Here is a 24,540-nt window from a genome sequence, read left to right on the forward strand (position 1 = left end):
AGTAGGGGGAGACCCTATCTTGGAGACCTCAAAATAACAACCCCGAGCAAGGGACAAAAACCAGATTCTCCCCTTTTCATACACCCCGAAATCACGTACAGGATGGATATACATATATCCTATTTCGGAGGACGCCATGAAGAGTTACAAATGCATTGTCGAAGGCGAAGTGGCTGGCGGCCGTTTCCAATCCTGGGTTCGATCGGCGGCTGAAACTTTGGAACTGACCGGCTGGGTTCGCAACATCGCGGACAAAAAAGCGGAAATATTGGTTCAAGGCAATGTGGAGGCCTACGCCATTTTTCGCGAACAGCTCATGAACGAAGCCCCCATTGTCAATAAAGGCACCATTTCCTGTTCTGCGCTGGACTATGACAAAACATACACCACATTTGAAACACGGGGTTGATAGAGAAAAGGCCGGACTGCCTGTCCCCCTGTCACCCCCAAGGCCGTCGTGCGATTTCGCGATGGCCTTTTTCGTGCCTGAAGAATTCGATCAGATGCCATCCTTACACAACAAATCCGACGCTATCCCGAGCTTGCATCCAATGAACCCCTTGGTATAAGAAAAGGTTCTGTTCCGCCAAACATCGGAGACTCTGGAGAGACCGCACATGAGCGACACCAATATTCTGCTCGAATCGGGCACCAATGAACTCGAAATCGTCGAATTCTTTCTTGACGACAAACGCCCCAACAGCAAATACCGTGGATATTACGGCATCAACGTGGCCAAGGTCCTTGAAATTCTCCAGATGCCGGAACTCACGGAAATGCCGGACGTCACACACGAGGCGGTTCTGGGCGCCTTTAATCTGCGCAATGAAATCATTCCACTCATTGATCTGGCTCACTGGCTCGGCAAAGACCGGCTGCCATCCGAAGCACCCAAGGTCATTGTCACGGAATTCAATCGGACCAAAAGTGCCTTTCTGGTGTCCGGCGTGACTCGAATCCACCGGATCAACTGGCAGGAGGTGGAAGCCCCCACCAAGTACGTCTCATCGTTGACAGCCAATTCCATCACCGGCGTTGTCAAATTCACCAACCGGATCATTTTCATCCTGGACATGGAAAAAATATGCATGGAATTGAATCCCGATACGGTTCCTGTCACAGACGTCACCGACACCGTCAAACAACAACTTGCCCAAAAAAAGCCTCGATTGCTTCTGGCAGACGACTCGAATATGGCCCGAAAAATGATCGCCAAGATTCTGTCCGAATCAGGATTTCGCGTTCACACCGAAGAGAATGGCGAACAGGCGTGGCAGTACCTGCAAACCATCAAGGCCAAGGCTGAAAAAGATAGACAACCTGTGACCAACTCTATAAATGCGATAGTTTCCGACATTGAAATGCCTGCCATGGATGGACACAGCCTGACCAAAGCGATCAAGGAAGACCCCGTTCTCAAGGGATTGCCGGTTATCCTGTGTTCTTCGATCATTACGGAGACACTGCATCACAAAGGAATTGCCGTGGGGGCTGACGATCAAGTCTCCAAGGCCGAACTGGGGGAACTTGTCCCCAGAGTCTATAAACTGCTCGAACCGGGACGGCAGGCCTGAGACAGCCGACCCGAATGAGCGCACATACATGAAAGCAAAACTCGCAAAGAAATATTTCACCTATCTCGCCAAGCACTTCCCAATCATGTGTGCTTCGGGACTTTTCCCGCTGGTCCCTCCTGCTGTCGAATCGGCCAAATGGCTCGACCGACTGGATGACTTTTCCCAAAAAGGTCTCGCAAAGCACACAAATGCATTGCGGCGTTTCACGGACGATTTCCGTATTGCAGCCTCCAAGGCGGAGACGCCTGAAGGAGCGGCTCAGGCCGAAGCCTTTGCCCTGAACGCCAATGGCGTCCTCACGGAGCTGGACCGTATTCGTACCTGGGAAAAAGCACCCGAGATGTATCTGCATATCGCTTTTACCGGATTGGAACAGGCCGTCTGCTTTCCGGCAAAAAGTGAACGCATCCGACAAAAACGTTTTTTGAAACGTCTCAAAGAAGTCCCCCATCTGCTCGCCTGTGCACCAGCCAATATTGAAATGATAAGCGCAGCCAGCCGAGGCGAAGCACAGACCATCATCCGGGATTGTGCCCGGTATCTGACAGATCTGGGCAGCCAAACGCTCGGCCAGACCGGCAAGGCTCGCAAATTGCTGGATGAAGCATTGGTCAGTCTCAGGGACTATGACCGATTCGTCACCGCCTGCCCGGAAAATCCGGACGACCTTGGGCCGTCATTTTCGATCATGACCGAAAACGTCCTCGGGTCCACACGAAGCCCTGACGAGATCTATGCCATGGCCGAAGAGGAATATAACAACCGGCTGGCATCCCTCCGCTGGTTCGAATCCAAGATTGGCAAAGGAAAGACCTGGCGGGAACTCTACACCGAGTATCAGGGGCCGCCGACAGATGGCCTGGAAGCCATGGATCTCATTGTTCGCGAAATTCACCGACTGCGCGGGTTCATGCAGGAATCCTCCCTGGCAAAAGTTTTTGCCGACACGGGATTGCGCATCGATCCCCACCCGGTGCATCTGGCCTCCACCCTGCGGCCCATCCATCTCGAACCGGCCCTCGGCGCATGGGACAACGAACCGTCCCGCTGCCACGTCAGTGCCCAACTGTTTTCTGGCCGGGGGTTTCGGGACGACCCGACCCAGCTGGCCCGGGCCAGAAAGGAATTTCCTTTCATGACCGCCATGCAGACGTATCCGGGTCGTCATCTGCTCCACTCGCAGCGGCGAGCATTGGGAGACGCGCCAATGGCGCACATCACCAACCCGCTTTTCACGGCTGGATGGCTGGCCTTTGCCGAAAATCTCATGGATGAACTCGGCTATCTGGAAATGCCGCTTGATCGCCTGACACATCACAAGCGGGGACTCTGTCGCGCGGCTCTGGCCATGGTCGATGCCGGATTGGCACGCGGATCACTGGATCAGAACACCTGCCTCTCCATTCTGGAAAAAGCCGGTTTCTCACACGAAGAAGGGTTACATCACGTCAAAACGATTCGCCTGACCCCTGCCCGACGGGCCATGCCCATTCTGGGACTGTACGAAATCACGCGACTTCGAAAGAAATCCAGGATGGATCTCGGGACATTCTGTGCGGCACTCTTCGCCGAAGGACAGGTCTCGTTTGCCCGCATCGAAGAACGGGTGTGTGCGGCCAATCCTCGGGTTTCAAAGGAAGAAGATTAAAGGGCGGAGAAATTTCCGATTTCTGAAAGATTGCTGACACGGGTGATCTTGACCCGTTCGGACAAGGCCTCGATCCGTTCGAGATTCTTCAGGAATGCGGCGGTCAAATGCGAATCCAACCGACCGGCTTCAGCATCCTTTTCCAGAATCTTGACCGCTTCGCTGCGGGTGTATGCGGGCTTGTAATGTCGCTCCTGCGTCACGGCGTCATAGATATCGACAATGGCCATCATGCGACTTTGCACGATGATTTCGTCCCCTTTCAGACCGTCCGGATACCCCGATCCGTCGAGCCGCTCATGATGTTGCCGGATAATGGTCAGCATGTTGCCATAGTTGCCGTGCATGGGGATGTGCTGAAGGATGCGTTCACTCTCAGCCGGATGACGTTGAATCTCCTTGCGCTCCTCGGTCGTCAGGTTGCCGTAACGCAACAGCAGATGTTCCAATTCATCCTCATAAAGATACGGGAGATGCGTTCCGCCCTCACGAAGCACGGTGGTCCCCAGCTCCCTGACAAACTCCAGATCAGCGTCGGCCGGTGTCATGGCCTTGTTCACGGAACTGACGACTGCAAACGCAGACGCCCAATCAAAATCACTGCACTGGCTGAAAAGCTGAAAACGGGCCTTGATGACATCCATGCGACGCTCGCTCAACCGCGTCCGTTTGGTCAGGACATCCTCTTTGATGCCGATCTTGCCCACATCGTGCAATATACCGGCATAATACAATTCTCTGAGATCTTCATCCGAGAAGATCATCCCGGCGTAATCCCCTTTCTCGTTCAGCACATGGGCAAATGCGACCACCAGATGCGCCACGCGTTGCGAATGACCGGCAGTAAACGGATCACGGGAATCAATGGCTTCGGCCAAAGCTTGCAGGATCGCATTCATCAGCTTCTGCACCCCTTCGAAATTGAAGGAGTTACTCACGGAAATTCCGGCGACCGAGGCCAGAGTGGACAGACTCCGTCTGTGGGAAGCCTCGAACAGCCCCTTGTTTTCCGAAGCCAGAATAAGCAACCCTTCGCATCGATTGGGTGAAGCGATCGGAATCAGAATCATGGACCCGAGGTCGGGAAGCTCTCCCGCCCATCGCGAATCCTTGTCCAGATCGTTGATGATCTCGCCTCGTCCGGTCTCCGCCACTTCTATGAAAAGATCACTGTCGGCCATCGGTTGCAGATTGGACCCGAAGGGAAATCCGTATTGAACGGCCAGTCGATATTGTCTGGACCCCGGTTCCAAAAGAAAAATCATGCCCAATTCACCAGGATAATTTTCCCGACGGCATTCGTCGATCAAGGCACGAACCACGTCCCGCATGACCAGAGAGGTATTGATGTTCGGAACAGACCGATGCAGCAACGCCAATTCGCGATACTTGGACAGCGCTTCCTCGGCAATGGAACGCCGGGCCTGCTCCATGTCGATCAATTCCTGAATCGAGTATCCGATGAAATTCAGCAGACGGGTGCATTCATCCGACGAAGCCATGTCCTCGCACCGCAAGACCACTTTCCCGCTATGGATGTCATCGAATTGAATGGGGGTTGAAAAGGTGTTGGGAAGGTCCGCTCCGAATCCGTCAAAGGAATCCGTCCCCTCCACGATGACGACTTCACCTTCATAGGTGATGGCCAGGGGGCTTTTGCCTCCCGCCAGTTCATGCGCCCTGCGGAGGATGTTTCGCAAAACGCCAGGGCGAATATATTTCTTGAGCGGTGTCATGCAGTCAAAAAAACGGTTTACAGGTCCAGAGCTTCCTTGGAGACCCTGAGAATTTCATCAGGATCAAATGGCTTTGTCATGTACATCAGCGCGCCAAGCTCCATCCCCTGCTTGCGATCAACTTCCTGCCCCTTGGCAGTCAGCAAAATAATTTTAACACCTTGCAACGTCTCATCTTCTTTGACGACACTACAGACTTCATATCCGTTCATCTTGGGCATCATGATATCCAAAAAGACCAAATCTGGACGTTTTTTCTGTATGAAGTCCAACCCTTCCTCACCGTCAGACGCCGTGAACAGCTCGACTTCAAACTCGTCTTCAAGCTCTTCAAGCGTCTGTTCAAGCAACATTTTGATATGAACCTCGTCATCAACAATGAGGATCTTCTTGGCCATTATACCTCTCCTTCACAAGTCCGTTGGGGAAATATTCTACCCCAAAATGGCAGTTAACGTCTTCTTCATGCCATAAAAACAATAACTTTCGCAATTGTAATCATCAAGTCAGACAATTTTACTCACGAGTATAACTCGGGAGAATCACAATTGATACACCGGACAATTTCGTAAGTCTTTCCAAATTAATCGTCCCAGATTTCCGAGCAGGAATAAAAACCGTTCCCCGAAAATCACGTCCCCATTTCGCCCAAAAATCGACCTCGGAGACAAAAGAGATATCATCAGCACACATCAACGACAGGTCTTCGCCATGACAGTCCGCCCGTTGGCCAAGGACTATACACGGCTTGCACACACGCCGACGACCAAGCAGGTTCCGTGCGGCTTCAAGAAGTCGCGTCTCATCAACAGGCTTGGTCAAGGCCATGTCCCCGCCGTTGTCCTCCTCACCACTCAACGCCGTGATGACAAGAATGGGAATCCCCTGTGTCACAGGATCACTTCGCAAACTTTTTATGGCTTCACGACCATCCATAAGCGGCATCATGATATCCATGGTCACGAGATCGGGCGTCAATTCCCGAGCCAGACGGACCGCATCTTCACCATTGGTGGCAAAACAGACCTGAAAACCATTTGACTCGAATATTTCTCCCAAAAACCGCACGAGTACGGCATCGTCATCCACCACCAAAATCTTGGGCGATTGCTCCGACGACGAAAAGGAATTCTTCCCGCCTCCCCCTCCTTCAGGGGACGCAGGCTCTGATCTCTGTCCAACCCGATCAGATGCAAGGCAGTGAGTCGTTTCTGCCAAAACAGCAGCCCCGGACATATTTGATGGCAAGAGGCAATGGAAAGAACTGCCTTCTCCGGGCGTGCTCTCGGCCCAAATTCGGCCGCCATGGCGCTCCACAATCCGCCGACAGATCGGCAGTCCTAGCCCCGTGCCTTCGGGCTTGCCGGTCAATGTATCCCCCACCTGCTTGAATTTGGCAAACACGGTTTCCAGATCATCCAGCTCGATTCCCGGCCCACGGTCCTTCACGAACAATTCCTGATACTCGCCATCGCTCTTGATGCCACAGATAATCGGGCTTTCATCGGAGAACTTGATCGCATTGGCAAGCAGATTGACCACCACCTGCACAAGTCGGCCATAATCGCCATACACCGGCGGCAAGCCCGCTTCCACATACAATTCAACGGCCAACCCTTTGGCCTTCCACAGCCCCTTGGTCGAATTCCGCGACTGGACGAGCACGTCCCCCATGGACACGTCACTGTCCCGCCACGCGATTTCCCCGGCCTCCATGCGAGCGATATCCAGCACATCGTTGATGAGCTCCGTCAGCCGTTCCGCTTCGGAAACAATGATCTCCATGTTGCCCCGGACCTGCTTGATGGGCTTGCTCACACTGGATTCATCCGCCAGCAAAGGAAAAATCGCCTGCTCCAGTTTTTTCCTGATGATCTTTGAAAATCCGAGCACCGACGTCATGGGAGTCCGCAATTCATGGGAGACCGTGGAAATGAAATCCGTCTTGAGCTGATCCAGTTCCTTTTCCCTCGTGATGTCGCGAACGAGAACCACCCCGCCCAGGCATTGCGTCACCGGCTCGGACACGACAACGGACGAACTGATCGCCTTGCCTATCCGTCCCCGAGACAAAGGCAACTCCGCGGAAACAATCTCCAACGAACATGTGCGCACCCCGGACAACATGCTCAGGACTTCGTCGGGAAAGACCTCGTCGATCTTTTGCCCACTGTAGTCCATATCTTCCAGATCAAAAAGCGCCCGCATGGCCGGGTTGACAACCGTGATCTCACCCGTCACGCCGACCACCAGCAAGCCGTCAGCCAGATTGTCCAGAATGGCGGACAGATAGGCCATATGATCGCGAAGTTCCCGGGTTGCCTTGTCAACCTCGCTGTTCATCTCGGTGAACAGCAGAGACAACTCCTGCCCCATGGACTGCATGGCACGGCCCAACAGATTCAGCTCATCCCTAGTTTGGATATCGATGGTTGCAGTGAAATCATGGGCCGCCAATTTCCGGGCATACTCGGTCAGTTGACGCAATGGCCGGGAAATCCGCCGGGTGGCGTAGTACAAAATTCCCACGCAGGCCCAGAAGGTCACGAACAACAAGAGTTGCATGTCCAAAATGGCCTTCCAGAAATATCCCACGACCAAATCCTTATCCATGCCCACGTGCACGTATCCGGCCACGCCAGCCAGGACCGGCACACAGATATCGATCACCCTGCCGAACGAACCGATCTTCAATTCCGGGAGAATCTGGAGCTGTTTTGACGAAGGCAGCGACCGAAGTCCCACGGGAACTTCCGGAACAAAAGTGTGCGACACGATGGTCCCTTCGGAATCAGCCACAAAGACATAGGCCACACCCTCTATGGAAAGGTACTGATCGATCATGGATTGCGTGGTGGCGGCGTCGCGATCAAGAAGGATTTCCTGACTGGAACTGGCAATGGCCGTGGCGATGGCAGCCCCTTTGCTCGTGTACTCACGAATCAACCGGTCATAAAGGGTATACGCCGTCAATGCGGAAGTGAGCACGGAAATACACCCAAACAGACAAAAGGCAAGAAGCCCCATTTTCTTGAAAAGGGACATCCCTGTTATTTGTGCCATGCGTGCCACAGCTCCTCGTTGATGGGGACCAATCGGCCATTGCTCACTGTCGTGAAATAAATCGTTTCCACCCCCTGCCGCAACTCATCACGCAATAACCTGGTAAGGCAGGTCTCCCGGTCCACGGCATTCATGAACGCGTCGGTCCATCGTATCCCATGTGCCGAAACCTCGGTGTATGCCGCGAGAATGTGCGCCATGGCCCGGGCATTGAGAAAGCCTTCGAAACTGATGGAACTGTATTCATAAAGGGGACACGGCTCATCGGTCACCTGCGAAGGAGGCGGCGCAAATCGATCCATGCACGCCCGATACTCTTGAACAAGGGGCTGGCTGGTATCCGCATAATCGGGAACAACCTGTGTGTTCACGAGATTGTCCGTGTACACCGCACCGCGTTCCGCCTCGGCCTTTTGCAACAAGGACACAAGATGTTCACTGCTCACGAACGAAATATTGGCAATGGGAACGTCAAGCCCGTTATCCCGGGCATCACGGATAAAAGCGGCACACGCGGCATATGAACCAATGGATAAAATGGCGTCGGGATTGGACCGCATGAGGATATCCACCTGCCGTTGCATGGAGTCCTCGAATTTCGCTCCCCGCCGATAGGTGGCCTCTCCCACCAGCGTTCGCCCGGATTTGGCCAGGGCCTTTTGCGCCCCATCCCAGCCGCTCCGCCCATAGGCATCGGCCTGATAGAAAACGGCAAGCCGCATCCGGCCAATGGCCATGAATTTTTCAACCAGCCCGTCGAGTTCACTCACATATGAAGGACGCAGATTGTACACCGAGTCCCTGTACGGTTGCCTCCGTTGTGCCTCCGCTCCGGTAAACGGAAAAAACAGCAACTTCTGATGCTGCTCATACCCCTTTATCAATGGCAGGACCCTGGTCACTGTTGGCGTTCCCACATAATTGAAAAGACACAGGATATCGTCATCTTCAAGGAACTTGATCGTATTCTCGACAGCCGGGGTGGGTTGGTACCCATCATCCAGGGAAACAATCTCGACCCGCCTTCCGTCAATTCCCCCGCCTTCATTCAAAAACGAGAAGTATGCCATCGCCCCTCTGTACAGCTCGACACCCACCCCTCGACTCGGCCCGGTGAATCCGGCAGACATCCCCAACCGATAGGGTGCTCCAGCCCAAACAGTCGCACTTCCGACCGGAATCGTCAGCAACCCCGAAACAAGGCAAAAAACAACCCACATACAACGAATTCTTTGCACGACAACCCAACTAACTGTAATCATTACTATTTACCGCAACAGACTCTAAAATAGAGAATGACAATATCAGCATGCTAGCCCGTTGAAAAGATTATTATAATTAAAAACCATTCTTCACTTTCGCATCCACCCCGCATCATCACAGGGACGGCTTTTCCAAACTTGCCAAGGCCAGTCATGTACAGTAATTCAACAACCGCGCATGAAAGACCCGGTTTTTCGGGACAGGCCCGTCATGGGAATGCGCCTCACGACGAAAACCATCCATCAGGAGTATATGACCGCCATGTGTGGTATCGCCAGTTTTCTCAGCAACAGACAATGGTTAAAGACGCCGGACACCAACTGGCTCACGGAACTCGAAACGGCTTTTGCCGAGGTAAACGGGTGTTCCGATCTCATGCAGGCCAGCGCACCGCTGGATGTCCTGGCCGACCATTTTTATGATCTCATGGCCTTTGGCCTCCATATGCAATTGATCCGGGACCAACGCACCCTCGCCTCTCTCACTTCGATATGCGACATGGTCCGCAATCTTCGCAACGCCGCGGCCGTCAAGCTGGAGCAGGGACCACGCACAGATGCGCTTGAAGGATTGCACGAGACCCTGGACGACTACCTCTGGCAGATCGACCGGGAAGTGTTGGGCAACATGCAGGATACCGTGGCCCTCATGCCGCAGGATATCGCCAAGGACGTCGAAGCCCGGGATCGCCATTTTCTGGCCTGGGGCACCGAACAGGTCCTTCAATCCATTGACAAACTGGAAGTCCGTGGACGGGATTCTGCCGGTATTGCCGTGGCCTTCATCCTGCCCGAGGGAATCGACCCGGAACAGGCATTGACTCCCGCACAAAAAACCGAACTGGAAACCCGGAGTTCCATCCACAACGCCGACACCCGGCAAGTGCTGGTCCGCACACTCCCTGATGGCCGAATCGCATGCCGCTTCCTCTACAAGGTCGCCCAGCTTGTCGGCCAACTCGGAGACAACGGCGCAGCCCTCCGAGCGGCCATCGTCAACGACGATCTGCTCTGGGACATGGCCCGGGGGTTGGAAACACTCAACATCATTGCCCATACCAGATGGGCGTCCAACGGCATCATTTCGGTTCCGAATTGCCACCCGGTTGACGGGCTGATCGAAGGCGACGTGTCCACGGGATTGGAAAAAACCATGTTCGTCCTGAACGGCGACGTGGACAATTACCGGACACTGGTCGAGGAATCCGTGACCAGCAAAGGCGCGTTCATTCCGCCCGTCATCTCCACCGACGCCAAGATTCTCCCGGTCCTTTTCCATTTGGGTGTCACGGAAGACGGCGACGCCGAAACCCGTTTTCGCAACGTACTGAAACAATGTGAAGGCTCGCTGGCCGTGGTCATGCAGAACCTCAGCGACTTCGACTCTCAATTCCTGGCGCAGAAAGGCTCTGGTCAGTCCTTCAACGTCGGGCACACCCGGGACGGTTGGCTGGTGGCTTCCGAAGCATACGGCATGGCTGCCCGCGCCCGCAGTTCCTACCCCATCGCGGTCCACCAGCAGGGCGGGGTTTCAGTCATCCTGCGCGACACTGATCCCGCTGACCGTGCTCCTGTCGCCCGTTTTCTCGATTCCGGTGACACCGTTGAATTGACCGAAGAAAAAATCGAAATCTTTTCCCGAGACATCTTCCGGGGCAAGTATACGCATTACATTGAAAAGGAGATTCACGAAGCTTCGAACTCGGTCCGCAACACCCTGCACGGAAAATACCTCAGAAAAGGGACTACCATTGAATTCCTGCCTGAAGGATTTGGGAATGGTCCTGATCTGATCAAACGCTTCAAGGATACAACCACGCCCATCAAACGCATCATCTGCGTGGGACAGGGCACCGCAGCCGTGGCAGCCATGGCAGTGGGCCAACTTCTGCGCCGAACCCTGGCCGGGACCGGGCTGTCCGTCGAGTCGTACACCGGCTCGGAACTGATCGGGTTCATGGGCAAGGATCGAATGGATGACGTTTTCCTGATTCCGGTCTCCCAAAGTGGCACCACCACAGACACCAATCGGGTCGTGGACCTGTGCCGGGATCAAGGCGCGTGGGTCAACTGCATTGTCAACCGCCGCAACTCTCCGCTGGTCCTGAAATCAGATTCGTATATCTACACATCAAATGGCCGCGATGTGGAAATGGCCGTGGCATCCACCAAGGCGTTCTATTCACAGATCGCAGCGGGCAAACTGCTTTCCCTATGGCTGGCTGACATCCTCAAAACCATGGATGCCGACGCCATTCTCACCGAGATCGAGGCGCTGGAATCCCTGCCTGACAAAATCGATCAGGTACTTGCCACCAAGGATGCCATTGGCGAAGTGGCAAAAAAATATGCCCCGGTTCATCGATACTGGGCCTTGGTCGGCAACGGCGCAAACTGTGTTGCAGCACAGGAAATCCGTATCAAGCTCTCGGAGCTGTGTTACAAATCCATTCCCTGCGACGTGACCGAAGACAAGAAACACATCGACCTGTCCACTGAGCCACTCACCTTGGTCATGGCCTCTGACCTTCCGGAAATGGTGGCCATGGACACCGTCAAGGAGACAACCATCTTCAAGGCGCACAATGGCTCACCCATTGTGTTCTGTGCCGAGGACGAAACCCGATTCGACGACGTTGCCGAAGCCACCATCAAGGTACCACGTATCGGCGGTGGCTTGAACTTTGTCCTTGAAACCGTGGCCGGACACTGGTGGGGCGTGATGGCGGCCAAGGCGATCGACGCCCACGCCGAACCATTCCGCAATGCCCGAGTGATGATTGGAGACATGATCGCACAGCCCGACACATGGGATCGCAAGACCCTGCTTGTCCAGCTCAACAAATGCATTGATCGCATTGCCTCTGGCGCCACGGACTCGGCCTTGCCCGCCCGTGTGACCGCCGGACTGGCCAACTACATGCTCTGGCTGGTCAATCAGTCCGCCGACATCCTGATCTCCGAAGCCCGTCTGGCTGATCTCCTGACAGTCCTCAACAAGGCCATCGAAGAAATGACCCGTCCCATCGACACCATTCGCCATCAGGCCAAAACCGTCACCGTCGGCATCAGCAGGCCGCAAGGATAACCGCTGGTGTGGGAGAGTAATAAAGTTTTTAAGTGAGTAATAAAGTTGTTAAATAGAGCCGCTTCCGGCGTTCCTGAAAATGGACACTGCCAGAAGCGGCTTTTCTTTGGTCACAAAGCCCTCCCTACAAACAGGGGGCAACAAAGGCTTTCCTATTTGAGATCGGCAGTCTTGTCCTTGACGTCCTGTTGCTTCTCATCGTCAAGAACACCATATCTGATCCGACCACTCAGGGTTTCGAAATCAATCTTCTTCACATCAATCTGCCGGACCCGACGGTTGTGTTGCGTGTGATAATTCAACACCATATCCGTCAAGTTCCACGCACTTGTCCAAATAGTCGTACTCCGCATCAAATCGGTATTCTGCTGTTCACTGGCCCCTTCTCCTCCATCAGGCCCCACTGGCAGATTGAAATTATCCAGAATTCTGAACACTTCATACACGGTTTCCGCAGCGGTCGCAGTCTTGCGGGCCGTCTGTGTCCAGGCCACTGCTCGAATGAAACGAGAAGGCGGCGTATTGTCACCGGGCAAACCGATCATGCCCGACCCCGCGCCGACGGGTGAAAAAGAAAGACCATCCATCTTCTTTGGTTCGACCGAATACATCGAGAGATTCAAAAAGTTATTCAGGTTCGTGACATGCCAATCATAAGTCGGCGCATTGGTGATGACACCAAGGGGCGCGTCAAATATCATCAGCTTGCCCTTCTCATACTCGATCACAATCGCCTTTCCCGTTGTGTCAACGACCATCCAATGCGCCTGAATAATCAAGTTGATGGCCTTTTCAACAACACCAACAACCTCGACATCCTTCATGCCTTCCTTGACTTCATCAACGGACGCAAAACGCCCCAATATGTAATTGGTCACTTCCTGACTCGAAATGCACTTCCTGGCGTTGCGCTTGGTGTATTCGGGATACACCGCGTATCCGGGATGGTAAAACATGCCGCACGCCAACCCTTTTTCATTCATCCCATCGGAAAGAAGATCTTTTCCAATCATGTCAAGACCAACAATTCCGTACTTGGTGGTATACTCCTTACCAGGCTTGCCATCGGGCGTTAACGCCTTGAAGCTGTAGCCTCGAGGCACGACGGAAACCCGCGAATGCAAATCAAACGCACCCCATTCCATACTCCTGCCGTAAACAACCCCATTATCCTCGGCAATCAACCTGATCCCTGTACACGCATCAGCACTGACAGCAGCAATTCCGAATGTTATCGTACACAGTAACACTCCCATCAAGGCCTTGAAATTCATTCTATTCCTCCATTCAAAGGGTTAACCGTCCCATCCTGTGCGGCCTTCTCCTCACTGCGTGCCCCGAGACGAAACATGGCACGCTTTCAAACATCAGCTCCGTCAAAAACAGGCGACACACCCACCGACGAGCCTGCCACACAAAAACACCTGGCATCATTAGGATATCAGTCCTTGCCTCCAAGCGAGCAGCCCAAGCACTTATTTAATACATCATTATACATAAAAAAAGAATGGCCGATTGAAATTGAATCCATTATCAGATAACTCTCTTCCCAAATAAGGGAGCAATGCACACGAGGCTTCATCCCTTGCCACAACACAAATGAAAGAAGTCATCCACATTTGACGACACGGACACCCACGGAGTCACCATGAAATGCACGACCGGATTGCTCAGACACCTGTTCCTCCTTGCTGCCCTTTTGCTTTTTCCCGTGGCAGCGCACGGAGAATCCAACGAGGCCCTTGCCAAGAAACTCGCAAACCCCGTTGCCAACATGATAAGCGTGCCCATTCAGATCAACTTCGACGACAACCGTGGGCCGAACAAGGATGGAGAGCGGTGGACAACCAACATCCAACCGGTCATTCCCGTGGAGTTGAGTGAAGAATGGAATCTGATTTCCAGAACCATCATTCCGATCATTCATCAGGATGCGGTCAACCCCGGCACGGGCGGTCAGTCAGGCGTGGGCGATCTGGTGCAGAGCTTCTTTTTCTCCCCGGCAGCCCCCACTGAGACTGGATGGATATGGGGTGCCGGACCGGTATTCCTCTTGCCCACCGGTTCCAATGATTCCATCACGGCAGACAAATGGGGATTGGGCCCGACAGGGGTTGCACTGAAACAGGCTGGCCCATGGACATTTGGAGGATTGTTCAATCATGTGTGGTCATTTGCCGGAAATGATGACCGCGACGGAATCAATGCAACGTATCTTCAGCCATTTGTGGCCTATACGACACCTGAAGCCTGGACGTTTGCACTGAATACGGAAAGCACCTATGACTGGAAAAACCACTACAGCACCATTCCCATCAATCTGACGGCCTCGAAAATGACGGAAATCATGGGGCAAAAAATCAGTGTAGGAGCCGGCATTCGCCAATGGCTCGATTCGCCGGAGAATGGTCCCAAGGGCACGGGCTTTCGGTTCACTTTCACCTTCATTTTTCCCAAATAGCAGCAAACTCGCATTTCCAAAGGGGGAACAAAACTATTCCCCCTTCCTGAGTCGCTCTCACCAATACCTTCTTCACTGAATGCCGACTTGCACCGTCCGTTTCAAGTCGGCAAAAATCTGTTGTTGGGCAGACATCATTTTCTGAGCACGGATAACACCAGTCAACGCTCGTTCGAGCAGCACACCTGCGTTCCACTCTTCCAACGGCTCAACAACGATCCCCAAAACACCATCATATGCCGTCCGCTGACAAGAGATGCGGAACATGCCGGGTTAAAACAAACACACTTCGTCCGCACACACAGCCACACACCGCGTATGAACAGACAAAAAACCGCTGAACGTCAGCCCATTCGACATGTAATATTGTGTATATAAATGTGTCCTTATTTGTATACAATTTACAACATACTGAAATTATTGATTCTATAGACGATAAAAAAGCAGCAACCCTCTTGACACAAACAGAACGATGGCATACATAGTTGTATACAAAGTTTGAAGTTGGCCATGGAAAACTGCTGTATTGGAACCGTGAATGAAGATTGACAGGTATTTAATCAACCAAGGTGTTTTCATCTGAAAAATACGTCATGTACACCGTATGAATATGGGGTTTTCTTGAATACGTCGCGATGACGTGTTCAAAAAAACCGTTCAAAAGGGCACACGACTTCGGATGAAAAACATCGACATGGAGACTGGTATGAGTTCGGACGTATTCAAACCAAAATTATGGACCGCTGGCGACTGGAACGCCTTTTTCGGCCTGTTTACAAACATCTTGCTGAACGTACTCGTTTTGACAGGATTGTCCTTAGGCGTGGTCAACCTGCCTGAAGACACTGTTTTCGGCAGGATTCTCCCGGCCCTTGGCGTTGCCCTCCCTCTGGGTAACCTGTTCTACGCCTATCTCGCGTATAAAAAAGCCTCTCGTGAGAAACGAGAGGACGTGGCGGCATTACCATATGGTCCCAGTGTTCCCCATATGTTCATCGTCGTCTTTCTGGTCATGCTGCCCACGTACCTGAAGACCAACGATGCCATTTTAGCTTGGCAGCTCGGTCTGGTTTGGGCGCTTATCATCGGCATCATTGTCCTGATCGGTGCCTTTGTCGGCCCGGCTATCAGAAAATACACCCCTCGCGCAGCCATGCTCGGCACGCTGGCCGGTGTTTCACTGACGTTCATTTCCCTCCGCCCCGCTTTCCAAATGTGGGAAGTACCGTGGATCGGACTCGTCTGTTTCGGCATCATCCTGCTCGCCTGGGTGGGTAATGTGCGTATGCCATTCGGTATTCCCGGTGGTTTGGCCGCTGTTCTCGTTGGCACGGTTGCCGCATGGACCGGCGTCTTCCTGGGACAGACTGATCTGATGGAACCCTCTGCCGTTGGACACGCCCTCAGCCAGTTCAACCTGTATCTGCCGACCTTCTCGGGTGATGTTTTCGCCATCGCTCCCGGACAGGTCTGGCCACTCCTGGTCACTGCCATCCCCCTTGGCATCTACAACTTCACCGAAGGCATCAACAACGTGGAATCCGCAGCTGCTGCCGGTGACGACTATGACCTGCGGTCCGTCCTGTTGGCCGATGGTCTGGGTGCCGTCTTTGGCGCCTTCATGGGATCCCCCTTCCCCCCGGCCGTGTACATTGGTCATCCGGGTTGGAAAGCCGTCGGTGGCCGTATCGGCTATTCGCTGGCAACCGGCTCCTGCATTGCCATCGTCTGTTTCTTCGGTCTGGTCGCTCTGTTGCTCTCCGTCATTCCTCTGGTCGCAATCCTGCCGATCCTGTTGTTCATCGGGCTGGTGATCGGTGCCCAGGCGTTTCAGGCCACCCCCAAGGCCCACGCCCCGGCAATCATTCTGGCGATCATTCCAAGTATCGCCGAATGGGCCAAATCCCAGATTGACGGTTCCCTGACCTCGGTCGGCACGAATGCCGTCTCAGTCGGTTTCGACAAGCTGTCCCAAGCCAACGTACTGTACCAAGGCGTTGAAAGCCTCGGTGGCGGTTCGGTCCTGGCCGGACTGATGCTCGGTGCCATTGCGGTTTTCATCATCGAACACCGCTTCAACTGGGCCGCAGTCTATTCCGCCGTCGCCGCACTACTTGCCTTCTTCGGCTTCATCCATGGTTCCCAGCTCGCCATCAACCCCAGCCCGGGAGTGACCGCCGGATACGCAGTCATCGCCCTGTTGCTCGCCTATATGAGTTGGAAACAAGAAGGTCCAAGCGACTGGACCCCTGTTGATAAAGATTAATCGCTAAGTCCCTACCGAACCTCCAGGGGGTGGCTCCGGCCACCCCCGCCCCCTCGGCTCGGACACAGGAATAAATGAGAAAAAAAATGAAAGAACTGTTTGTTAATGGTACGTTGATGCGTGGACTTGAACTCCACTCCAATCTGAGTGACGCCGAATTCATCGGAGAATTCAAAACGGCCCCGTGTTATCGTCTGTACTCCATCGATGACATCCATCCCGGCATGTACGAAATCGCTTCGGACGAAACCAACGGTGTTTCAGTCGCTGGTGAAATCTACCGCATGAGTGACGAATGTTGGGCCAAGGTCGAATCCGGCGAACCGCCGTATCTGTACTGTGGTCCCGTCAAATTGGATGACGGCCGGACCGTGGATGGTATCCTGTTTCCCCGTGAAAAGGCCGAAGGCATCCACAAGGATATCTCCGATCTCGGGGATTGGCGCATCTACGAAGCATCAAAAGCATAATATACAAACATCGAGGATATCATGACACAGATTTTGACCGCTGAACCATACGGATTGGAATTCGACCCGGAACGGACTGCACTGCTGATTATCGACATGCAGCGTGATTTCCTGGAGCCTGGCGGCTTTGGCGAATCCCTTGGCAACGATGTTTCCCTGCTGCGCACAGCCATCGAACCCACCAAGAACATTCTGGAAAAAGCCCGTGAAAAAGGGATGTTCGTCATCCATACCCGTGAAGGTCATGCCCAGCATCTGGCAGACCTGCCCCCCTCCAAGAAACGTCGTGGCAACCCGGCCGTCAGCATTGGCGACCAGGGTCCCATGGGCCGTATTCTGACCCGGGGAGAAGACGGACATGACATCATTCCCGAACTGTACCCCACCAAGGATGAGCCGATCATCGACAAACCCGGTAAAAATGCATTCTGGTCCACTGATCTGGACTTGATTCTGCGCAACCGGAACATCGAAACCCTAATCGTGTGCGGCGTGACCACTGAAGTCTGCGTCCACACCACCGTGCGAGAAGCCAATGACCGTGGCTATGAATGCGCCGTGGTTTCCGATGCGACAGGTTCCTACTTCCCTGAATTCCAGCGCGTTGGCCTGGACATGATAAAAGCCCAAGGCGGCCTTTTCGGCTGGGTCACAACCAGTGAAAACGTCGTAGACGCCTTGAAATAGACCCCTGAGGGAGGAGAGCAATCTCCTCCCGCCTTTGAGACAGAACCGGAGACGTTCATATGATCGTTGGCGTAGGCAGACAATTCCTCGGCACCTGGACCGGAGTTATTCACGGCGTATTCACCCACTCGGTGAACCTGCGCGTGACCACCCTCGGAATCCCTGCCATGCTGACTTTGCTGAGTTCTGACGACAACATGGGCGAACGATGTCTGGCCGTTTCCGAAACAACGGCACAGTCACTCTTCCCCAAACTGGTTCCCGGCATGGATGTCTCGTGCACCCCGCACAGGCTTTCTTTTTCCCGGTCGGAGATTCCACCGCTCGACGTGGCCAGCCACACGGCCACGGCATGGTATTCCCCGGCTGCTCCAAGGCTTGAATCGCACAGAGAAGCCGCATTGAGAAACACGCTCAAAGCCGTCTGGGACACATTTCAGGCCGTTGAATCCCGACTGGATTCACTGCGATTTCGCCCCATCATCCTCGCTCATTTCGACACATTCATCGCCAAGCTTGTGCATGGTGATCCGTGTCCTGAAGAAACTTTGAGGAAGTTAATCGGGGCCGGTCCCGGCCTGACCCCTTCCGGCGACGACATGCTCGTCGGCCTGCTGTGTGCGTTGCACGGACTTCGACATCCGCTCTTTGAATCGCTGCACGATCCGGTCTCCCGATTGCTCGGGTCCACGACATTCGTCAGCCAATCAATGGTGGATGAAGCCCTTGGTGGCACTTTTTACCGACCACTTGCAGAACTCCGATACGCCATCATGGCTGGAGAGCCTCTGCAAAAAGTCAATAAAGCTCTCGACCGGGCTGTATGTTTCGGAGCCAGTTCAGGCTGCGATGGGACACGCGGACTCCTGCTGGGGCTTCAGTATTTCCATATCACCGTTTCACACCCCGAACACGTGTTCGGGGGACAACCTGCCGACACGCACCGTGTTGGTTGCTAGAAGGATCTCTCGTGAAAACAGACATTCAAATTCATCAAAACATTTATCAGGATTCCGTCGCGCTGATGCGCATTTCCGCCGGAATCACGGCACTTCCCGGTATCGAGGAAGCCTCGGCCCTCATGGGCACCCCCGCCAACATGGATCTGTTGATCCAAAGCGGTCTCCTGGCCCAGGCTCCCGAGGTCAAACCCAGCGATCTGGTGTTGGTCATCAAGGGAGAAGAAGACGCCCTGCCTGAAGCCTTTGCTTCAGCGGCCGATGCCCTGACTCCCAAGGACACTCAGGGTGGATCATCCGAACTGTTGCCCCCGATCTCCCTTTTGGGCACATTGGCTGAAAATCCCGACGCCAATCTGGCCCTGATTTCCACACCGGGCGAATTTGCCGGAGCCGAAGCCCTGAAAGCGCTGAGCGCAGGACTCAATGTCATGCTCTTTTCCGACAACGTCCCTGTGGAACAGGAAATCGCATTAAAAAAGTACGCCTCAGCACATGACTTACTTGTCATGGGACCGGACTGCGGCACCGCGATCATTGGCGGCGCACCGCTGGCCTTTGCCAACGTGGTTCGACAAGGGTCCATTGGTGTTGTCGGTGCTTCCGGCACAGGCATCCAACAGGTCACCTGCCTCATCGACCAGATGGACCACGGCATCAGCCAGGCCATCGGCACTGGTGGACATGATCTGTCCCACGAAGTGGGCGGTCTGACCATGCTCTCCGGTATCAAGGCTTTGGCCGAAGATCCGCAGACCCGGGTGATCGTGCTGATTTCCAAGCCACCGGCAAAAGACGTCACCGAAAAGGTACTCGCAGCAGCAAACGCTGCCGGAAAACCCGTTGTGGTCAACTTTCTTGGCGCAGACGCATCCGAAGTTCATGGAGCCAACCTGCACCAGGTCGCCACACTTGAAGAGGCCGCCCATTGCGCCGTGGCTCTCGATTCGGAAAAAACCCCGTCCTTCACCAGTGCGACCCCGGACAACAAAGAACTTCAAAAACGTGCCAATGAACTGGCTGCATCCTTGCGCCCGGAACAAAAATATCTGCGCGGTTTGTACACCGGCGGTACCTTCTGCTTCGAGACCCAACTCCTGATGCAGGATCATTTGCCAGAGCTGTTTTCCAACGGTCCCACCGGCTCGGTCAAGGAATTGGAGTCCCCCTTCAAAAGTCAGGGACACACCGTGGTTGATCTGGGAGACGATGTCTTCACCCGAGGGAAACCCCATCCCATGATTGATCCGACCCCGCGCAACGAACGGGTGCTGCACGAAATCGGCGACCCCGAAACGGCAGTCATCTTGCTCGATGTCGTACTGGGCTACGGTTCTCACGAAGACCCGGCCGGAGCATTGGCACAGACGATTGCCCAGGCCAAGGAAACGGCAACCTCCTGCCCTGTTTTCATTGCTTCGGTCTGCGGCACCGAAGCCGATCCCCAGAATCTTGCTGAACAGCGCGCCAAACTCGAGGCGCAGGGCGTTGCGCTGTGTCCCACCAATGCCGAGGCCGCAGTCTTGGCTCTTCTTGTCGCCACTCGGAGCTAAATCATGAAAAATCTCATATCTGATACTACCAATGTCCTGAATGTCGGACTCCCCCGTTTCAGGGATGCGTTGTCATCGCAGGGTGTCCCGGTTTCCAACTGCACATGGCAGCCACCGGCAGGCGGCGAAGCCGACCGGGCCTGGAAGCTGGCAAAGACCCTGAGCAACCCGGCCATTGACGCAGCCAATAAAATCGCCTTTTCTCGCTATATGGAAGCCAATCCCGTGCTCGTGGGTGTCGGCACAGCGGGCAAGGATATTCCCGGAATGGACGGAAAACGCATCCTGCATTCCGGTCCGCCGATCGCGTGGGAAAACATGTGCGGTCCCCAGCAGGGAGCCGTCATGGGTGCCATTCTCTTCGAAGGATGGGCCACAACCCCGGAAGCGGCCGCAAAGATGGTTGAATCCGGAGATGTCACACTGGCCCCATGTCACCACCATCAGGCCGTTGGTCCCATGGCCGGCGTCATCAGCCCGTCCATGCCCGTCTGGATCGTGCGCAACGAAGCCCACGGCAATTATACCTATTGCAACTTCAATGAAGGACTGGGCAAGGTCCTGCGGTTTGGTGCATTCAGCAAGGAAGTGCTGGACCGTCTCCACTGGATGGCCGATGTCTTGGCCCCGGTGGTCAGCCAGGCCGTCAAACACATGGAGCCGCTGGAAATCAAACCGCTCATGGCCCAGGCCCTGCACATGGGCGATGAAGTCCACAACCGGAACGCCGCTGCGACCTCCATGTTTTTCCGCAAGCTGGCCCCGGCTGCGCTCAAATCCGACATGGACCCGGCCAAAATCGCCGAGGCCTTGACCTTCATCGCCGGAAACGACCACTTCTTCCTGAACCTGTCCATGGCGTCCTGCAAATCCATGATGGATGCCGCCGCCGGAGTCGAAAATTCCAGCATGGTCATCTGCATGGCCAGAAATGGCGTTGAATTTGGTGTCCGGATTTCCGCATTCCCCGACACCTGGTTCACTGCCGACGCTCCCATGGTCGATGGACTCTTCTTCCCGGGCTACGGCAAGGAAGACGCTGCTGCCGACCTCGGCGACAGTGCCATTACCGAAACAGCCGGTGTCGGCGGATTCGCCATGGCAGCGGCTCCAGCCATTGTCCAGTTCGTGGGCGGTACCGTGGCCGACGCGGTCAAGAACTCCCGGACCATGCAACGCATTACGGTGGGACGCAACGGCGCGTTCACCCTGCCCCTGCTCGATTTCGGCGGCTCTGCTGCGGGTATCGACTGCCGCAAGGTCGTGGACACCGGCATTCAGCCGATCATCAACACCGGCATCGCTCATAAAGAAGCGGGTATCGGCCAGATCGGCGCAGGATTGACCGCCGCTCCCATGGACTGCTTTACCCAGGCCATCGACATGCTCGATGCCCGGCTCTCCAAATAACCACGGGAATATTCATGAAAAAAAACAAACTGGCGGTTGTCGCCATTGGTGGCAACGCCCTGATCCCGGACGCACAGAACTTGTCCCTTGAGAATCAGTACGAAATGGTTCGACAGATCGCCGTCCACATTGCGGACATGATCTCGCTGGGCTGGAATGTGGTCCTGACCCACGGCAACGGGCCACAGGTCGGATTCATCATGCGTCGGTCAGAACTCAGCCAAGAATCCGTGGCCAGCGTGCCCATGGACTACGCAGGAGCCGACATTCAAGGTGCCGTGGGATTCATGTTCTGCAAGGCATTACGCAACGAATTCCAGCGGCAAGGTATCACGCGTGAACCCATTGCGTTGGTCACTCAGACCTTGGTTGATCGCACCGACCCGGCATTCGCCAATCCCAGCAAGCCCATCGGCTCCTGGTATTCGCAAGAAGAAGCTGAAAGACTGGCCACGGAAAACGGCTGGAGCATTGTCGAAGACTCTGGACGCGGCTGGCGTCGAGTCGTGCCCTCGCCCGAGCCGGTCGCCATTGTCGAACAGAATTCCATCAACCAACTGGTCAAAGACGGATATCTCGTCGTTGCCCTGGGTGGTGGAGGAATTCCGGTCATCAAAAATGAAAACAACGAGTTGGAAGGCGTGGAAGCGGTCATCGACAAGGACTTCTCCTCCTCACTCCTGGCTCGGGAACTCGAAGCCGATCTGCTGTTGCTGCCCACCGGTGTGGACCAGGTCGCCCTGGGATTCAACACCCCGGACGAACGGTGGATAGAAACCATGAGTCTGGCCGAAGCCCGGGCCTATTGCGCGGCCGGAGAGTTTCCAAAAGGCAGCATGGAACCCAAGGTCACCGCACTGGCGGACTTTGTGGAATATCAGGGAGGAAGAGGTATCATCACCAGCCTTCCCCTCATGAGCAAGGCCTTGACAGGGACGGCTGGAACGCAGATAATTCCAGACTAACTTTAGGAAAAGGACACAATGGAAGAAAACACCCGCAACAGCAGCAATAAACCCGAAACCAAACGGAAAAAGGAGAACCTCAGCACCAAGATTCTCAAGACCCTCAGGGGTCGAATCTTGAACTGGGAATATCCTCCGAACAAACCATTGGTGGAAGAGTCCCTGTGCCGGGAATTCGGCGTCAGCCGGAGTCCGGTCCGGGAAGCCTTGCGCATGTTGGCGGCGGCAGGTTTTGCCGAGCGCATGGAAAACAGGACCTTTGTGGTCAAGCAGATTCACCCGGATGAAGTCCGTGAAATCTATGAACTCCGCAAGGCGCTTGAACTCTATGTCGTTGAACAACTTTGTGCCAGACAGGATATTGATGAGGGACTTGATCGGCTGCAACAGGAATGGGAAGAGTTCTGTGAAAAATGCATGGGAGATCCTCCACCGGATCACCATCAGGTCGCACGAAAGGACCAATCATTCCATGAAGGAATGGCCAAGATTCTCGGGAATCAGGCCATTTGGAAAACCCTCCATTCCTTCAGTGAACGCCTGTTGATCTTCCGGACACTGGATTTCCAGCATTCCGGTCGGTTGGAAACAACCTGCCAGCAGCATCTGGATATCATCGAGGCCATTCGCCAAGGTGATGTAACACGAGCCAGGGCCTATCTTCTGGACAATATCGAAGAAGGCCAGGACAATGCCAATGACAGTGTTCAAAAGGCGTTGCTCCAGTCCTATTATTAACCATAAGTCGTCTTCACCGAACAGCCGCCCGGACACATCTCCTGGCGGCTGTTTTTTTCAGGCATTTCAAATTCTCTTTTGCAGCCGGCACGATCTTGTACTTCCTCTACGCTAATATATCCCCACTGGTTGAGATGCCGAAGGACACACTCTCGGCTGCCATTTTCGTCGTGCCAGTCCTGCTATTCGAATATTTTAAGCCAATTAAACAGAATGAAAATATGCCAGATATGAAAAATGTCATTTTTTTTCACATCAAGTGTTGTGTTTGATAATGAAAGTCGATATCAATTAGACCTCGGCAGTCATTCTGCCTTTGACATCCAACAAACCACAGGAGCACTCATGACATTCAGAACAAGCATCAACAGCAATGGCAAACCCAAAGACTTTTTGAAACGAGGATTCAAATCCATGTTTTCCAATTATGCCGACCCCAAAAAGACCCCGCCGATCGACACCGGAAGCTCCAAAAAGGACAAACAGGCTTCCTGAATCGCCACACAACACGTCCCCAGTCTAAGTTGCCACAACGACAGGCTGTCAAGAAGTGTATGGGAGCGTTAAGAGCAGTCCTGAGCCGATAGGGTCGGTGTTCCTCTCAGAGTCCTTCGAGGCACACAAGAGGCACCGTCTCGGAATGGAACTCATCCATCA

20 protein-coding genes are annotated in these 24,540 nt (G+C 54.2%); 14 read left to right on the top strand and 6 right to left on the bottom strand.

What is annotated here, in order from left to right; genetic code table 11:
* Positions 1-136 precede the first annotated feature (136 nt).
* The 3 genes from GO013_RS03835 to GO013_RS03845 all read left to right on the top strand — a co-directional run bounded on the left by GO013_RS03835 (position 137) and on the right by GO013_RS03845 (position 3,225).
* On the top strand, positions 137-409 hold the full coding sequence (locus tag GO013_RS03835) for an acylphosphatase (RefSeq protein ID WP_163808733.1): 273 nt from the start codon (positions 137-139) through the stop codon (positions 407-409).
* A 208-nt stretch (positions 410-617) separates the two neighbouring features.
* Positions 618-1,574, top strand: a complete 957-nt coding sequence (locus GO013_RS03840) for a chemotaxis protein (RefSeq protein ID WP_163808734.1) — start codon at positions 618-620, stop codon at positions 1,572-1,574.
* A 28-nt stretch (positions 1,575-1,602) separates the two neighbouring features.
* Entirely contained in the window at positions 1,603-3,225 is a 1,623-nt protein-coding gene (locus tag GO013_RS03845; protein ID WP_163808735.1) for a DUF885 family protein, read from the top strand.
* Here GO013_RS03845 and GO013_RS03850 read toward each other — a convergent pair.
* The 4 genes from GO013_RS03850 to GO013_RS03865 form a co-directional block, all read right to left on the bottom strand.
* Entirely contained in the window at positions 3,222-4,961 is a 1,740-nt protein-coding gene (locus tag GO013_RS03850; RefSeq protein ID WP_163808736.1) for an HD domain-containing phosphohydrolase, read from the bottom strand. The two genes, GO013_RS03845 and GO013_RS03850, sit on opposite strands and share 4 nt — an antisense overlap.
* Before the next feature lie 17 nt (positions 4,962-4,978).
* Entirely contained in the window at positions 4,979-5,359 is a 381-nt protein-coding gene (locus tag GO013_RS03855) for a response regulator (protein ID WP_163808737.1), read from the bottom strand.
* A 118-nt stretch (positions 5,360-5,477) separates the two neighbouring features.
* On the bottom strand, positions 5,478-8,024 hold the full coding sequence (locus GO013_RS03860) for an ATP-binding protein (RefSeq protein ID WP_163808738.1): 2,547 nt from the start codon (positions 8,022-8,024) through the stop codon (positions 5,478-5,480).
* A complete protein-coding gene (locus GO013_RS03865) occupies positions 8,012-9,244 on the bottom strand; it encodes an ABC transporter substrate-binding protein (protein WP_163808739.1) in 1,233 nt (410 codons plus the stop codon). The genes GO013_RS03860 and GO013_RS03865 overlap by 13 nt, the downstream gene beginning before the upstream one ends.
* A gap of 253 nt (positions 9,245-9,497) precedes the next feature.
* Here GO013_RS03865 and GO013_RS03870 point away from each other — a divergent pair, with 253 nt between their 5' ends.
* Positions 9,498-12,374, top strand: a complete 2,877-nt coding sequence (locus GO013_RS03870; RefSeq protein ID WP_239057726.1) for an SIS domain-containing protein — start codon at positions 9,498-9,500, stop codon at positions 12,372-12,374.
* Between the two features lie 152 nt (positions 12,375-12,526).
* Here the strand turns inward: GO013_RS03870 and GO013_RS03875 are convergent, their stop codons facing one another.
* Positions 12,527-13,648, bottom strand: a complete 1,122-nt coding sequence (locus GO013_RS03875) for a choloylglycine hydrolase family protein (RefSeq protein ID WP_163808740.1) — start codon at positions 13,646-13,648, stop codon at positions 12,527-12,529.
* A 374-nt stretch (positions 13,649-14,022) separates the two neighbouring features.
* Here GO013_RS03875 and GO013_RS03880 point away from each other — a divergent pair, with 374 nt between their 5' ends.
* Positions 14,023-14,835, top strand: coding sequence for a transporter (locus GO013_RS03880; RefSeq protein ID WP_163808741.1), 813 nt, complete (start codon positions 14,023-14,025; stop codon positions 14,833-14,835).
* Between the two features lie 72 nt (positions 14,836-14,907).
* Here GO013_RS03880 and GO013_RS03885 read toward each other — a convergent pair whose 3' ends face one another.
* A complete protein-coding gene (locus tag GO013_RS03885; RefSeq protein WP_163808742.1) occupies positions 14,908-15,060 on the bottom strand; it encodes a hypothetical protein in 153 nt (50 codons plus the stop codon).
* A gap of 481 nt (positions 15,061-15,541) precedes the next feature.
* Here GO013_RS03885 and GO013_RS03890 point away from each other — a divergent pair, with 481 nt between their 5' ends.
* From GO013_RS03890 to GO013_RS03930, 9 genes are all read left to right on the top strand, one after another.
* Complete coding sequence (locus tag GO013_RS03890) at positions 15,542-17,101, top strand: regulator (RefSeq protein ID WP_163808743.1); 1,560 nt, start codon at positions 15,542-15,544, stop codon at positions 17,099-17,101.
* Between the two features lie 86 nt (positions 17,102-17,187).
* Entirely contained in the window at positions 17,188-17,571 is a 384-nt protein-coding gene (locus GO013_RS03895; protein WP_163808744.1) for a gamma-glutamylcyclotransferase, read from the top strand.
* Between the two features lie 21 nt (positions 17,572-17,592).
* A complete protein-coding gene (locus GO013_RS03900; protein ID WP_163808745.1) occupies positions 17,593-18,258 on the top strand; it encodes an isochorismatase family cysteine hydrolase in 666 nt (221 codons plus the stop codon).
* 59 nt (positions 18,259-18,317) lie between these two features.
* A complete protein-coding gene (locus tag GO013_RS03905; protein WP_163808746.1) occupies positions 18,318-19,217 on the top strand; it encodes a DUF2877 domain-containing protein in 900 nt (299 codons plus the stop codon).
* 11 nt (positions 19,218-19,228) lie between these two features.
* Complete coding sequence (gene fdrA / locus GO013_RS03910) at positions 19,229-20,770, top strand: acyl-CoA synthetase FdrA (RefSeq protein ID WP_163808747.1); 1,542 nt, start codon at positions 19,229-19,231, stop codon at positions 20,768-20,770.
* Positions 20,771-20,773: 3 nt separating this feature from the next.
* Positions 20,774-22,180 (top strand): DUF1116 domain-containing protein, encoded by a 1,407-nt coding sequence (locus GO013_RS03915; protein WP_163808748.1) that lies wholly within the window; start codon positions 20,774-20,776, stop codon positions 22,178-22,180.
* 14 nt (positions 22,181-22,194) lie between these two features.
* A complete protein-coding gene (gene arcC, locus GO013_RS03920; RefSeq protein WP_163808749.1) occupies positions 22,195-23,145 on the top strand; it encodes a carbamate kinase in 951 nt (316 codons plus the stop codon).
* Positions 23,146-23,163: 18 nt separating this feature from the next.
* Complete coding sequence (locus GO013_RS03925) at positions 23,164-23,883, top strand: GntR family transcriptional regulator (protein ID WP_163808750.1); 720 nt, start codon at positions 23,164-23,166, stop codon at positions 23,881-23,883.
* A gap of 345 nt (positions 23,884-24,228) precedes the next feature.
* The gene (locus GO013_RS03930; protein WP_163808751.1) at positions 24,229-24,378 is read left to right on the top strand and encodes a hypothetical protein; all 150 of its coding nucleotides are present in this window, start codon (positions 24,229-24,231) and stop codon (positions 24,376-24,378) included.
* Positions 24,379-24,540 lie beyond the last annotated feature (162 nt).

The organism is Pseudodesulfovibrio sp. JC047, from assembly GCF_010468615.1.
Taxonomy (GTDB): domain Bacteria; phylum Desulfobacterota; class Desulfovibrionia; order Desulfovibrionales; family Desulfovibrionaceae; genus Pseudodesulfovibrio.